18 protein-coding genes are annotated in these 13704 nt (G+C 68.4%); 4 read left to right on the forward strand and 14 right to left on the reverse strand.

The genetic code is table 11. The features are described from left to right. Nucleotides 1-5: 5 nt before the first annotated feature. Nucleotides 6-200, forward strand: coding sequence for a hypothetical protein (locus B9S57_RS35310; protein ID WP_258036313.1), 195 nt, complete (start codon nt 6-8; stop codon nt 198-200). An 87-nt stretch (nt 201-287) separates the two neighbouring features. Continuing rightward, entirely contained in the window at nt 288-2459 is a 2172-nt protein-coding gene (locus B9S57_RS09050) for a CHAT domain-containing protein (protein WP_146057738.1), read from the forward strand. A gap of 73 nt (nt 2460-2532) precedes the next feature. On the opposite strand, the gene B9S57_RS09055 is transcribed toward B9S57_RS09050, so the two are convergent. After that, nucleotides 2533-3849 (reverse strand): transcriptional regulator, encoded by a 1317-nt coding sequence (locus B9S57_RS09055; protein WP_258036340.1) that lies wholly within the window; start codon nt 3847-3849, stop codon nt 2533-2535. A gap of 167 nt (nt 3850-4016) precedes the next feature. Here B9S57_RS09055 and B9S57_RS09060 point away from each other — a divergent pair, with 167 nt between their 5' ends. Together B9S57_RS09060 and B9S57_RS34375 are read left to right on the forward strand one after the other, a co-directional pair. After that, a complete protein-coding gene (locus B9S57_RS09060; RefSeq protein ID WP_103515012.1) occupies nt 4017-4622 on the forward strand; it encodes a hypothetical protein in 606 nt (201 codons plus the stop codon). Nucleotides 4623-4897: 275 nt separating this feature from the next. After that, a complete protein-coding gene (locus B9S57_RS34375; RefSeq protein ID WP_181011284.1) occupies nt 4898-5038 on the forward strand; it encodes a hypothetical protein in 141 nt (46 codons plus the stop codon). An 85-nt stretch (nt 5039-5123) separates the two neighbouring features. Here B9S57_RS34375 and B9S57_RS09070 read toward each other — a convergent pair whose 3' ends face one another. The 13 genes from B9S57_RS09070 to B9S57_RS09130 form a co-directional block, all read right to left on the reverse strand. Next, a complete protein-coding gene (locus tag B9S57_RS09070) occupies nt 5124-6002 on the reverse strand; it encodes a hypothetical protein (protein ID WP_103515014.1) in 879 nt (292 codons plus the stop codon). A gap of 775 nt (nt 6003-6777) precedes the next feature. Next, a complete protein-coding gene (locus tag B9S57_RS09075; protein WP_103515015.1) occupies nt 6778-7134 on the reverse strand; it encodes a hypothetical protein in 357 nt (118 codons plus the stop codon). 313 nt (nt 7135-7447) lie between these two features. Next, the gene (locus tag B9S57_RS09080; protein ID WP_103515016.1) at nt 7448-7969 is read right to left on the reverse strand and encodes a hypothetical protein; all 522 of its coding nucleotides are present in this window, start codon (nt 7967-7969) and stop codon (nt 7448-7450) included. 427 nt (nt 7970-8396) lie between these two features. Continuing rightward, the gene (locus B9S57_RS09090; RefSeq protein WP_103515018.1) at nt 8397-8831 is read right to left on the reverse strand and encodes a hypothetical protein; all 435 of its coding nucleotides are present in this window, start codon (nt 8829-8831) and stop codon (nt 8397-8399) included. A 251-nt stretch (nt 8832-9082) separates the two neighbouring features. Next, a complete protein-coding gene (locus B9S57_RS34380) occupies nt 9083-9235 on the reverse strand; it encodes a hypothetical protein (RefSeq protein ID WP_181011285.1) in 153 nt (50 codons plus the stop codon). A gap of 114 nt (nt 9236-9349) precedes the next feature. Then, complete coding sequence (locus B9S57_RS34385; protein ID WP_181011286.1) at nt 9350-9868, reverse strand: hypothetical protein; 519 nt, start codon at nt 9866-9868, stop codon at nt 9350-9352. Between the two features lie 27 nt (nt 9869-9895). Next, complete coding sequence (locus B9S57_RS09100) at nt 9896-10714, reverse strand: transporter (RefSeq protein ID WP_258036316.1); 819 nt, start codon at nt 10712-10714, stop codon at nt 9896-9898. 222 nt (nt 10715-10936) lie between these two features. Further along, nucleotides 10937-11170, reverse strand: a complete 234-nt coding sequence (locus B9S57_RS09105; protein WP_146057740.1) for a hypothetical protein — start codon at nt 11168-11170, stop codon at nt 10937-10939. A 20-nt stretch (nt 11171-11190) separates the two neighbouring features. Further along, complete coding sequence (locus B9S57_RS09110; protein ID WP_103515021.1) at nt 11191-11619, reverse strand: hypothetical protein; 429 nt, start codon at nt 11617-11619, stop codon at nt 11191-11193. A gap of 67 nt (nt 11620-11686) precedes the next feature. Then, nucleotides 11687-12495, reverse strand: a protein-coding gene (locus tag B9S57_RS09115) for an IS5 family transposase (RefSeq protein ID WP_374935921.1) whose coding sequence is annotated in 2 segments (ribosomal slippage) — nt 11687-12147 and nt 12147-12495 — 810 coding nt in all. Because the reading frame shifts where the segments join, the coding sequence is not laid out codon by codon here. A gap of 39 nt (nt 12496-12534) precedes the next feature. Continuing rightward, nucleotides 12535-12936: a DUF4279 domain-containing protein gene (locus B9S57_RS09120; RefSeq protein WP_103515023.1), complete on the reverse strand. Its 402-nt coding sequence runs from the start codon at nt 12934-12936 to the stop codon at nt 12535-12537. Nucleotides 12937-12939: 3 nt separating this feature from the next. Next, a complete protein-coding gene (locus tag B9S57_RS34030) occupies nt 12940-13236 on the reverse strand; it encodes a hypothetical protein (protein ID WP_181011287.1) in 297 nt (98 codons plus the stop codon). Then, nucleotides 13193-13603, reverse strand: coding sequence for a DUF6233 domain-containing protein (locus B9S57_RS09130; RefSeq protein ID WP_219818557.1), 411 nt, complete (start codon nt 13601-13603; stop codon nt 13193-13195). The genes B9S57_RS34030 and B9S57_RS09130 overlap by 44 nt, the downstream gene beginning before the upstream one ends. Between the last annotated feature and the right edge of the window lie 101 nt (nt 13604-13704).

Raw genomic sequence — 13704 nt, forward strand, 5'->3', positions numbered from 1 at the left:
GCAGTGTGGTCGTGCGAACCGAGAAGCGGCTCGTGTGGGACTCCCTGGTGAGTGTCTACGGCGGAGAGGGACATCTGGCCGAAGCTGTCGCATCGTTGCGCCAGTCCCTGCAGGAGGAAACAGTCGAGCCGACCGCAGACCTAGCGGCCGCTCTGGAGCTGTACGCGAAGTACGCGGCAGGCTGGCGCCCGGAGTTCTGACACGCGCCGGGTCTCGCGGGCGGCTCCTTCCATGATGTTGCAGGGAATTGGCGCTCCCCCAGGGCCTGCCCGGCCTAGGCTCGAGGAGTGACAACAGCATCCCCTCAGCCCTCGGATGTCGACAGACATCTGCTCTACCTCGTGGTCTTCGACCCGGAGGACGGTGCGGCCCCCGTTGAGATCTCTCCAGTCATCGAGGCAATGCCTGATGAGGGCCCCGATCAGTTCTCCATGCCTCACAGCCTGGCCCGAGACGTGGCCCAGACGCTGCCTGGGCTGTGGTATTGCCTGCACCTGCCGCAATCACGGGCAGACCTGGTCGACCTTGAAGCCTGGAAGCTGAAGGGTCTGCAACAGCTGGCGATGGGGCATCACGTAGTCCCCATTCCCGTCACTGCACTCGACAGCCTGATTCTGCCACCGTGGTGGCGACCGATGCTGGCGTTGTGCCCGGACGGGCTTGTCGAGCGGACCGCGCAAGGAGCGGCCGCGCTGGGGGTCGAACTCCCCGTCGCCTCATTCTCGTCTCTGGGCGACGCGAGTCTTGAAGAACACTGGCGGGCCATCCACGAGCGCGTGTATCCCGACATCCCTCCGCTGGAGGGAAAGGTTCGTCTCAGTCGCCGCTTGGACGTGGCCGCGTTGGACTTGCCTTGGCGTTTCACGGCTCGCAGGATGGGCTGGAAATTCGATGCACCCGCCGCCAAGGAAGCCCTTCCACTGATGCGTCGTACCCTGCAGGGGCACACGCTCGTCGCGGCTACGGCTCGGCTGGAGCGCCAAGGTCTGACTCTCGAAGAGGCCGAACCGGTCTTTGGGCAGACGGTTCTTGAGGAAGAGGCACGGCTACGACTGCCGATTGCTCTGGCACTGCCCGGGGTCGCCCCTGCATACATGCGCGGCGCCTACTCTCCCCAGCTGCGCAAGGCCCGCGTCCGCCCGCTCGCCGCAGTGGATGCCAGTGACACCTGGTCGACTGAGATCGGTGAACGCGATGATGCCCACGTCGAACGGGCGGCCATCGAGTACGCGCTGACCCACAGGGCTGTCGCCAACGACAGCCTGGGGCTGATGATGCCTTCCGTTCCCCCCAGCGCATTCACGATTCTGGCCGAGTTGGAGAAACACTTTCGGAACTCCCCCGCGGACCGCCCCCGCTCGGTGGCGAAGCGGCTCAGCCGACTCAATGCCGTTGTCAGGCCTCTGTTCACCGAGCCAGTGATGGAGGCCATCAGCCGGGCATCCATGCTCACCGTGTTCTCCAACTTCCCGCTGGGCCTTGCCACCATGCCCGGCGACACCGCCCCGCTGGCTGCGCGCCTGCCCCTGACGTACGAGCCACTGCTGCCGCTGACCCGCACCGTGCAGAAGTCTGGCGCTACCCCTCTTGGAATCGAGTGGAAGAACGACATCCGTGTCCTGGTGGCGGAATGCATCCCCTCCAAAGACCCAGTGGGCCGAATCTCACGAGCCGGCTGGTGGGAAACTCAGGACGTTCTCAAGGACGTCGAGGGGCTGAGTATCCACACGGTGGAGACACTCTCCCTTGAAGCTCTACGCAAGGCAGTCGACGAGCACAGACCTGACCTGCTGATCATCAGCGCGCACGGCACGCTCGTTGGCAACCTGGCAGCCATCGTCATCGGCGACGAACCGCACATCGAGCTCGGCCTGAAGTACACCCCGCCCGTCATCGTGCTGAGCGCATGTCACGTTGCTCCGCGGGGTGCCAGTGCCGTCTCGATCACCGATCTCCTGTTGCGCGAGGGGGCACTGGCCGTACTGGGCACCCAAGTGCCAGTGGACGTGCGCCGCAACATGATGCTGACCGGTCGCCTGTTGACCAACCTCGCCGACCATCTCACCAACCAAGGACGTCACGCCACGCTGCTGGAGGTCTGGCATCACACCCAGACAACCAACACGGTCAACGACATCCTCATGTCCACCCCGTCGCTGCTCAGTTGGGGAAGCACCCCCGGTCCGGGCGGCGGGCTGGCTCCACTGCAGGAATTCATGATCAGCAGATCGGCCGGGCGGCTTCGCGGCGCCCACATCTATGAGGACTCCGAGCAAGTTCTCGGCGAGATCGCAGAAGATCAGGGACGCGGCGAACAGGTCCGCAACTGGTTCCGCCGCCCCGGCTACGTCCCGGAATCACTCTTCTATCTCTTTGCAGGCCGTCCCGAGCGCATCCTCATCTCCTCGATGGAGGAACGCGTCGCTGCGCTCTGGCCGGACTCCGACACTCCAGCCTGATAAGGCCTGTGACCAGCGCAGACCCGGCACCCGCCATAGCGGTCTGCACGAGAATGGCATGGCCCTTCGTCAGTCATGTCAGTAACAGATGAGCACTATGTGTCAGTGCCAACCCCCAGGTCACCGGGCTTGCGCCACTGACACGTAGATGACGATGCCCAACTGACACTCCCCTGCAGACCATCAGTCCAGAGTCCGAGTCTGTGATCCAGCGCCCTTCGGCGGAGTCGTGCACGTACGCCGGCCTCCCTCTGGTCCCGCTCGTGCGGAACGGCTTCCCGCCGTCCGTGATCCGCACCGTCCCCGTACGGCCTCCGGCGCTCCACTCCAGCTCCAGGTACCAGCGGCAGTCGCAGCCCGCCGTCCGCGCGGAGACCAGCAGCTCCTCGGGGTCGGAGGAGGTGACCTTGTACGGGAAGGAGACGGCCGGGATCTTGCGGACCTTTGCGCCGGAGGCGTCAAGGCCGTCGACGGGCCTCGCGAGCGGGCGCGGCCGGTCGAGGTCCACGGCGAAGTGGCGCGGGGTGACGGCGCCGCCACAGCCGTTGTCCATCCGGTACGCGTTCCACGGCAGCGGCGCGGCGCGGTCGACCACGCGCACGTGCAGGGCATGGAGGACGACGGCGTCGGACGGCGACCGGCCCTGGACCGTAATCCGCACCAGCGCCTCCCCGCCGTGCACGGCACCGTGCGTCCCGGCCCACGCTCCGGAGTCGGCCGCGACCGGCGGCGGGGCGACCGCGCGGGGGGCCCGGTCCACGAGGTAGGTGTGCCCGCAGCCGCCCTCCCGGAGCTGGGAACCGATGTTCCAGGTGAAGGGGAGGGGGGCCGCGGTCCGCCCCGGAGCGGTGGAAGGGGGAGCGGGGGCGGAAGCGGTACGGGTGGGGTGGCCGAGCAGGGCGGCGGCGAGGGCGAACACGACGAGGGCGACGGCGGCGGCGACGAGGAGGGGAGCGGGGGCGCCACGATGGGGGCGGGCGCGGGGCGCCTCCGGCGCGGACGGATCCGCGGCGGACGGGTCCGGCGCGGTCGGGTCCGGGGCGGGGCCGGGGCCCGGTTCCGGCGCGGACGGTTCCGGGTTCGATTCCGGCGCGGCCGACACGGCTGGCACAGGAGTGGGCGCGGGCGAGGCCGCTCGGCGGCGGGCGCGGTCCGCCTCCGTCCAGGCCGCCTCCAGGGCTCGCCGTTCCTCCTCGTCCGCCCCGCACAGCAGGGCGAGGCGGTCGACCACGGCGAACTCCTCCGGGACGGTCGCGCCCGAGCAGTAGCGGTGGAGGGTGGACGCGCTGACGCTCAGCCGCCGGCCCAGCACCTCGTAACTTCTCCCGTCCCGCGCCTTCAGCGCGCGCACGAGCCCCGCGAACTCCTCGACGGCGGCGTCCTTCGGCATTCCATCCCCCTCGACCCTGCGTCCCATTCTTCACGTCCTTGCACGTCAGCGGGGGTGGAATGGTTCCGGGACGGCTGGTGGGCGCGTGATCGTTGCAGTCGGCGGGCGCTGGCCCCACGCTGGTTGAGCACTGACCGAACGAACGACCCGACGGGGGATCCACCACCATGAACAAGCTCCGCACCGCACTCGCCACCGCAGCCGCTGGCGCGCTGGGCTTCGCGGCCCTCGCCACAGCCCCGGCGCAGGCCGCTGCCCAGCCCGCCTTCCTCGCCGTCTCCCAGATGCCGCCGTCGTCGACGCCGTGGACCGCCGCCCAGGTCTTCACCGGCGTCCCGGAGAACGGCGGCGTCCTCTGCGCCCCGTACAAGTTCCCGGCGCAGAACACCCGCTACCGCGAGTTCAGCACCGAGCTCGACACCAACGGCGTCCAGGTCACCACGGTCGCCCGTACCGAGGCCGACGCCGTGAAGCTGGTTGACACCCTCCGCGGGGCCCTCGCCGGCTGCGGCCCCCTGCTGGAGCAGCAGAACCCGGGCCTGCAGGCCGTCAGCGCCTCCCACGGCAAGCTCGCCGTCGAGGAAGGCGCCTGGGTCTACAGCCTGGACACCGCCGACCCGCAGATCGGCATCTCCGACATCCACCTGTTCTCCGTCGGCCGCGACGGCCGCACCGTCACCCTCGTTCGCTGGGGCCAGATGGGCGACCTCGAGGACGCCCCGCTGACCGCCTTCCGCACCACGACGAAGACCGCCGTCAACAAGCTCCACTGACCCGGGGGCTCCCCCGGGGGCTGACCACAGCTCGACAGCGGCGCGGCCGGAACCCGGGCGCGCCGCTGTCGTGCCCACCTGCTCCGCCGGCGGCGACCACTTCCTGGCCTTCACCAGCATCGCCTGCACCCTCATCTGCTACCGCAGGCTCGCCAAATGAGATGGTCTCTTAGCGCCGCCCGGGAACCCGCGGTGAGGACGCTGACGTGTGGGTCCAGACCACCACGCGGTCGTGGGAGTCACCGACGGCTGTAGGGCTCCTTCTGCGGTTCCGTATGAACCGGGCGATCGAACTGGCGAAGCTGTTCACGCCGGTGTTCACCATCGTCTCCATCGCGATCGCTGCGGTCTTCGGCTGCATCGAGTGGGTCCGGAAGCTCAGGAAGGCCCGGCCGGCGACCGCCAGGCCGCGATGAGGGACCAAGACGCCTTGCCGCACCGTGCGGCCCTCGCACGCAGAAGAGGGCCCCGCCGGAGTGTGGCCCTCTTTGTCCGCGGTCGCTACGTGGGTGTCTTCGGCTCCCAGCGGGTGGCGGCGCGGATGGTGCGCGCCTCGTCGGAGACCGCTGTCCGGAGTTGCTCCAGGCGCTCGGCGTCGGCCTCTCCTCCTGCGGCTGCCGCGTCCCATCCGGCACGGAACGCGGTCTTGTCGAGTGTGGATCGGACCTCGCGGAGCGCGAGGAGCCCGGCTTCAAGGACGTCCAAGGGCGCCGGGGCGGAGCGGCGTGGTGCCGGGCTCTTCTTCGGCGTGGTCACCTCGAGTTCCAGTTCCTGCGCCGCCGCCTCGAGGGACGCGACGGTGACCTTTCCGCCGTTTGCCTCCGCCCTCTCCAGCACTGTTCGGGCCTTGTCCTGCCCGTGGGTCTCGACGATCGGGGCCAGGACCTTCGCCTGTGCGGGCAGGAGGGGCCGGTTCGTCGATTTGCTGAGTGGGGCCACCAGGGCGGGGCGCGTGCGGTCCTTGATGAATTCGTAGACGGCCGTATGGTCCATGTGGAGCACGGTGGCTGCGTACTCGTCGAGCGACGCGTAACCCGCCTCCTTGTGGAGCTCGTCCTCCACGAGGATCGCCAGGGCCGCCCCGGCCTCGATGCGTCCGCGGACGCGGGCCGCGCGGACGCTCTCCCTCTCGGTGAGCTTCGCCCGGCGCAGTGTGTCCTCGACGAGGGCCAGGCGCTCGGCCGGCGTGCCAGTGACCTGATCGCGCTGGAGCGGCACGGCTTCGAACGGGTCGGGCAGCACTGGAACAGTGGAGGTGTCCGGCTCTGCGGCGTCCCGCTTCGGGGCACGCCCGGGGAGGCCGGCGGCGCGACCGCCGCCGGGTGTCATGCCGAACAGGTCCCCCGTCGTCTCGGCCGTCGTCTCGGTCGTGTCGGTCATGCGGCGTGGTCCCTTTCAGCGGCTCGGAGCAGTACTTCGCGGGCGAGGTTGGCGAGGTCCTCGGCCACGGATGCCGAGGTGCGCGAGACTGCCGGCCCCGTGGCGGTCCCCGCTCGCACCTCCCAGAACTTCGGGTTGTCGGCGATGGCGAGGCCAGTTCGTGAGCGAGGAGACCGCGGTCTCTGGCGTCCACGCCCACCCCTTCGGCGTGCCGGGTGAACGCGTCGAAGATGATGCCCTCGTCCACGCCCAGTTCCTCGGCGACATACCGCCGGGCGCGGCTGCGGATCTGTGTCGGGCTGGTGCCGGTCCCGAACAGGACGACGCCGACAACCCGTGGTGCGGCCGCCTCGGGCCCGGGAAGCGCGTCCACCAAACGAAGCACCGTGCTGCGGCTGACGGAAACGCCGAGGACGCCGGCGATGCGGGCCCCGGCCCGCGAGCGCCAAGCCGACCGACGCCGGGGTCGAGCGCAACCGTTCGGTCCGCTGACTGTGCCGGCGCGTCAGGCCCGGTATCTGCTCGACGAAGGTACGGCGTGCGCGGGCGGCCATCGTCGACCGCCTCACCTTCAACGGCACCATCATCGAGGCCGGCACCGACTCCTAGGGTCTCGCCAGCGCCCGAGCCCGAGCTGAAGAACCAGCCAATGCCCTCTGACCAGCGCAGGCTCCTACCCGACGGCCCTCCGTCCTCCGTCCTCCGGCGCGGAGGGCGGTCGCCGGTACGCACTTCCTGCGCTCGTGAGTACCGGTCAGTCCTGGGGGCTTCGCCTCTACCAGGCATTCCAGAGCACACCATGACGGTGGCGGACCGGCGGTATATCTGCGTCGTCAAGGTCGTGGCCAGCGCGGTGCAGCCCGCGGATCCGCTGGGCCTCGAGGCGCCCCTGGAGCCGGGCGCGGCCCTCAGCCGAAGCGATCTCGCCGGAGAACGAGCCCTTCCTGCAGTACAGCACCATCCATTGCCAAGAGGTGATCCGGCGCAGCTTCGCCGGGGCAGGGCGACGGCCTTCGCGGGCGGCTTGGGCCAGTTCAGCATTCGCGTAGCGCAGGTCATACAGGAACATGGACTCCGACGCGCCCTCTCCGACGCGGAGCTGCCTGGGAGTCGTGCGGACAGTTCGGGACATCAGGAGCCTCCGTAGGGCCCTCTGGGCTTTCCAGAGGGTCCTACGGAGGGTGCGTAGTGGTCAGCACAACCCGGCTCCCTTCGTCGGGCGGGACGATCTACCAGCAGCACAGTAGTCGCGCGGAGATGTGGAAGCCGAGGTTTTCCGCTCGCCCCTACTGCCGGGTCAAGCCGCTCCAAGATCCTTCACGGAACCGCGGTCAGACCCACTGCTGGATGGCGTCATCTCTCGTGGACATTGACGGCACTCAAGATCGTCAACTGCTGCTCAAAGTGCTGACCACTCGCTGCTACTTCATGTGAACGAAGCCAACTCATGCAGCCGCTCGTCCGCGACCGCAGGCTCCGTGGTCGACGGGCACAGCGTCCACGGCGGCCCGAGCCGAGTGGTCGGCGAACAGCGCCTCCAAGACCTCGCGGCGGCGCGCGAACGGATCCTCCAGCAGCTCCTGGCCGTCACTCTGCAGAGCGTCGAACGCGATGAAGTGGGCGGGCGTTGCGGCCGCCAGGACGCGGGCGCTGCAGGCGCCAGGACGCGGGCGCTGCAGGGCGGTGAAGCTCAGCTGCCCGTGGGGGTCGAGTACGGCGAGCTCGCCGTCGAGGACGAGACCGCCGGGGAGGCTGCGGGCGGCGGCGGCCAGGTCGGGGAAACGGTCCTGAATGAGCGCCGCGCGCCGGGTCTGCAACAACACCGGCTCGTCCGCGCGCAGCGGGGTGAAGAGCAGGGCCCGGAACCCCTCGAACTTGGGCTGCACCGCCACCTGGCCGGGGGCAAGGGGTGGGAGGGTGTCGCGGGCCTGCGCGAGCATCGGCTCCACCGGCGGCCTCAGGACCACGCGAAGCTTCCTCCCGGGGCGGTCAAGCGCTGGGGTTCAGGAGTCGGGGTGCGCGTCCGTCTGAAGCGTCCACGAGCCCCCGGAGCAGCCGGCCGGGAGGGGCGGGAAGCGGTGGCCCTTCACGTCGGTGCTCCAGTGGTGGCCCGCACCGCAGTCACACTCATAGATCCCACTCTCCGGCACGGCCTCGCCCGGATGCCACGACCTCTGTTCCTCGCTCATGTATCCGGTGTACGTCCACCTGCCCTGCGGCGCGACTCCGGGACGAGTGCCTGCCGCGCTCGTCAGCCGGCACAACCAGAACGGACCCGCGGCTGCTCTGTGTCCCCAGCAGGCATACGAGAGCCCCGGCCGCTGGCGAGCGGCCGGGGTTTCCTGGTGCGCACAGAGGATTTCCTGCCGGGGTGGCCGGTGGGGTAGTTCAGAATCAGTAGGTGGAGCTGACCCTGTTGCGCAGGTCCATGATGACGCGGTCCCCGCCGGGGAGTGTCGCGACAGCGGAGCTGAGCGTGTTCAGCGCTTCGCCGGAGGGGACAACGACTTTGGCGCCCTGCTTCTCGGTCCCGTCGTACAGGTCGCAGGACCAAACTTGCCGGGTGCAGTACACCGAGTCGGCGTCGTCGCCGACGCCGTAGGAGTGCAGGTTCCACACCAGGCCGGCGGGGAGGATCACCACTCGGGCATCCCTGGAGGCGTTGAAGTTCGGAAGTTCGTACAGGCACAGCGACGGGTCGGGGCAGGCGTTCGTGCCCTGCGAGATCTGCACCTTGATTTCCGGGTACAGGTCGATGGCGTACACGGGCGCGGTGACGGTGGTCAGCGCGGCGGCCAGGCCCAGAGCGAGGGCAATCTTCTTGATCACACGTACCCATCGACCAGCCATCTGCCGGGACACCGCCAACCTGCCCCCTACACACGACCAGTCCTGCCACGTGCTGCCTTCTGCTGCCGGGTGGGTCGTGGGGGCAGGGTCTCGATGGTTGGCGCGGTTGGGGGCCTGCCCCCACTTCATGAGTCTGGTGACGCGACGGCTGGCGGTGACCGCACCTCGCCGAAAGTACAGCGGGAACGGGACACCCGTTTGATCACCGAGCCGTACGAGGGCAAGCTCGGTCAGCCCTCGACCGTCTTGATGACGCCAGGCCCGGACTGCGTGGACGGCTCGTGGTAATTCCCTCCCTCCTGCGTTGTTTCGAGAAGACTGAAGGTCTTCTCCGTGGTGAGCTGGTTGTGGCTATTGAGGAGACCGGTGCTCTTCTCGACCATCCGTGGACCTTCGGGAGTCGGGTCTGCAGCGTGGGCCGGAACGGCCATAGCGAAGGCGCCAACGACCGTGGCGAGGCCGACGGCTGCTGCGGAGAGTTTCCTGTTCACACCCCGTCAACGACCTTGCGGCTGCCACGTCACAACCCCGGGCCCAACTCCGATCAGCAGAGGGAACGACAAAGATCTGTGCCGGGGCCCGTACTGCGTCGCACCGAATGGCAGAACATCAGCTCGGGCTGCGTCCAGTGGGAGCCGTTCGTAGCGCAGCGGGTGGCGCCACACACCGTGGTCCTGGGACACGTCGGCGCTGATCTCCGCGACGAGGACGGGGTCGACGAGGACCGGTTCCAGTGGGGTGCGGCTGTTCCAGGAGGCGGTGAAGCGGACGCCGGTCCACGGGTGGTCGGGGCCGGCCGCGGTGAGGTGGCCGGCGACCTCTTGGGCCGGGCCGGGTTTCAGCGGGGTTGTCTTGCCGACCAGGCGTAGGCGGCCGGTGGTGTCGTTGCGGCCCAGCAGCAGAACCTGGGGGCGGTGCAGAGAGCCGGTGACGCCGCCGATGAGCGCTTCGGTGGAGTCCCGGCGGCACTGGTGAAGTGTCGGTATTCGAGGGTTGCAGTATTTGGCTTCGTTCACTGCTAGAAGCAGCGCTTGTCTCGTGCGTCAGCTCAGACGCTTCCGTGTCCACCAGACGCACAGGGCACCGAGCCCGATGGCGAGGGCGAGGTAGACGCCAGCCTCGGCCCATTGCAGGGTCCAGAAGTTGTTGGCGGGCTGGTAGGTGATGCGCTGCTGGTAGCCGGCGCTCGTCAGACTACTGACGCATTCCTTGATTGATTCGCAGTCGGCGTATCCGGGTGGCATGCCGTGTGCGGGAAGGCCGGTGCCGTCGAGGGTGTGTTCGGCGGTTACCCCGACCTCGGGTTTGCCGAATTCGACGTGGGAGACGGAGTCGAGGGCGTAGTTGGCCAGGCGGTCGGGGGTGAACGGGGCCGTGACGGTGGTGGTGGGGGCCAAGTGCTCGCGGACCCACATCGGCACGACGAGCTGGACCGTGGTGTACGTCGCCAGGGTCGCGGCCATGGCCGGCAGGGTGCGGCGGATGATGACGCCGAGGGTGACGCCCAGGACGAAGGCGAATGCGGCGTAGGCCAGGGGGGCGATGCCGCGGATGCGGCGTAGGCCAGGGGGGGCGATGCCGCGGATGCGGCGTAGGCCAGGGGGGGCGATGCCGCGGATGGGGAAGGTGGCAGGGTCAATGCGCGGGACGAAGTTGTCTCCGTTGTCCGAGCCGCCCGTGGCCACGGCCTGGTCGATGGGGTCGGCCCACCAGGACACGGCGAGGCTGAGCAGGCCCGAGGCTGCCATGGCGATGAGGCCGCTGAGGGCGAGCCTGGTCAGCAGCCAGCGAGTACGGGTGACGCCCTGGTTCCAGACGAGTCGGTGGGTGCCGGCCTCCAGTTCGCGCGCGACGAGGGGCACCCCAGAACATGCCGAGGAGGGCGGGTAGAGCCAGGACGGCCACTCCGCCGACGAAGTACAGGGCGGTGTCGGTGCCGGTGAGCTGCTGGATCAGGCCGCGGCCTGCGGTGGTGTGCAGATCGGCCAGCTGAGGACCGGTGGCGGCGAGCACGACCGCCAAAGCGGTCAGCACGACGAGGACCAGCATTGCCTACGTACGGAGCAGGCGCCAGGTCAGCCAGATCATCGGAGAGTCTCCAGAGCGATGGTCGGGCGGGACACGGAGGTGGTGCGGCGGCTCATGTAGGCGAGGACGATGTCTTCGAGGGGAAGTGGGCTGACGGCCCATGCGGGATCGTGCGGTGCGCGGTCCGGGACGTCGGTGCGTACGACGAGGGTCATCTGTCCGTCGGCACGGTTCGTGGAGACGATGTGGCCGCCCGCGGGTGGGGCGGCCTGGCCGTGTCTCGTTGACATGAGCCGCTGGTGGCAGGCCATCAGCTCGTCGATGTCACCGCGACCTGGACACGGGACTCGACCAGGACGATGACGTGGTCGCAGACCCGCTCGACATCGGAGACCAGGTGGGAGGAGAGGACGACGCTCATCTCCTGTCCCGCGATGGCCTCGGTGAGGTGCTGAAGGAACTCGCGGCGGGCCAGCGGGTCGAGGGCGGCGACCAGCTCGTCGAGGATCAGCAGCCCGGGGCGCTTGGCGAGTCCGAGTGTGAGGGCAAGCTGGGCACGCTGGCCGCCCGACAGACGCCCGGCGCGCTGGCCGGGGTCGAGCCCGAGGTGGCGGATCCGCGTCTTGGCGAGGCCCGCGTCCCAGCCCGGGTTGAGACGGGCGCCGAGTCCGAGGTGCCCATGGCGTGCCGCAGTTCCGCCATCGCCGCGCGCCCGCCCGCTTCGATGACGAGCCCACATCCTGCTCACCATCCCCCAATAGCGCAGACTCGGAACACCGCTCTGCTCAACTGCCTTAGAAGTCATCTCATTTGGCAAGCCTTCGGTAACAGATGAGGGTGCAGGCGATGCTGGTGAAGGCGAGGAAGTGATCGGCCTTGCGTTCGTAGCGTCGATGAAGGCGGCGGCAGCCGGCGAGCCAGGCCATGGTTCGTTCCACGGTCCAGCGGTGGCGGCCCAGCCGTTGCGAGGACTCGACTCCCTTGCGGGCGATGCGGTGGGTGATGCCGCGTTCGCGTAGCCATCGCCGCAGGTGAGCGTAGTCGTACCCTTTGTCGGCGTGGAGTTTTCCGGGCTTGCGCCGTCGCCGGCCGCGGCGCGAGCGGATCGGCGGAATGCCCTTCACGAGCGGGATCAGGGCCTGGCTGTCGTGCACGTTGGCCCCGGAGATGCCGACAGATATGGGCAGACCCGACCGTTCCGTGATCAGGTGGATCTTCGAGCCGTACTTGCCCCGATCGACAGGATTCGGACCTGTCAGGTCCCCTTTTTCAGGGCCCGCATGTTCACCGAGTCGATCGCGCAACGCGACCAGTCCAGCTCGCCTCGGGCACCGAGCTCGTCAAGGACCAGGCGGTGGAGCTTGGCCCACACCCTGGCCTTCGACCACTCCGAGAACCTCCGGTGGGCGGTCGCGCCGGACGGGCCGAACGACGCCGAAGGCAGCTGCAACCAGGTGCAACCCGACGTGGCCACGAAGACGATCGCGGCCAGCACTTCCCGGTCACCGTGCCGACGCCGACCACCGCCCTGCGGTCGCGACGGCGCCTCCGGCACCACCCGCTGGAACAACTCCCACAACTCGTCCGGCACCAGCCGCTCAACGATCCCCACCATGACTCACAGAATACCGAGTCACCCAAATGAGATGACTTCTTAGGGCGCGTACTGGTCCACGTCCATCTGTGCATTGATTCCGGCCAGGAAGCGCAATTCTTGGGCACCGAGCCCAAAACCGGGCTGGTGCGGATCAGCCTCGGAGATCCATTGGACGAGGGAGAGCTGGATGAAGCTTCCGCGCTGCGCAAGCTCGGCCAGTCCGCGCTCCAAGGGAAGGATCCTCGGCCACAGTCGCTCCAAGGCGAGCCCGAGGTATTCCTCCCGGGCGACATCCTCTCTTACTTCCCATACATTGACCTTGAGGGGGCGTGCAGGGGGCAATCCAGTATCACCCTTTCGGCGGAAACGATCCGGATGCTGCCCGATGATGTCGGAGATCTCCTCCACAGAGAGATCTTTGGACTCGACCAGGAGTATTGCCGAGCGCTTATTTTTCATACCTCAACAGCTCCAGCACTCGCCACTCTTGCGCAGAAGAGTGGCGATATAGGATTTCTGGTCCTTAGGCATGAGGAAGAGAAACCCACTCGTCTTGTCCATGAAGATGTCGTAGTGCGAAACGATCCTGTCACGGGCGCCAGCATCGCGCAGCACCTCGCCCTTGAACTCATTCGCATCGCCGACCATATTCTCGATCTCCGTTGCGGACAGCTTGCGCAGCTTTGAGGGGTCCGTCTTGAATGCTGGCCCCGATTCATCGGAGTTGTGGACCAGTACCGGCTTGTCGCCTGCCAGCACATAGTAGGTGTGCAGGCCTCTTACGGTGAGGTTGTAGTCCGGTGTCCGGCCGGCAGACCTCGCATGGCTCGATGTCCGGCTCGGCCAGGGCCACCATCGCGTCCTCCCGAGAGATCAGCCCGACCTGGTCCGGGTAGGTGGCGCACGTGCCGCGGTGCAGCAGGGCGGTCGAGGAGGAGCGCTGCGGCTGGATCTTCCAGGACATCTCCGCCCGTGCTCGCTCCCGGCGTTGCCGTTCCTGGGCTTCCTGGATCTCCAGTTCCCGGATGCGGCGTTCGGTCTGTCCGACCTGCCAGCGCAGCCAGTCCAGGAGAACCCGGTTCCTGTCCAGGTCGCTGGTGCCGGATTTCGGGGTGGCGTCGGGCATGACTATGCCCCGGGGCCGGCTGTATCGTGGGCGTGCTTGAGGGCGGTGCGGGCTGCACCCGGTCCGGGCCGGAGAGCGTCCGCCAGTACAGGTGGGTGAGC

The organism is Streptomyces sp. SM10, assembly GCF_002910915.1.
Taxonomy (GTDB): Bacteria; Actinomycetota; Actinomycetes; order Streptomycetales; family Streptomycetaceae; genus Streptomyces.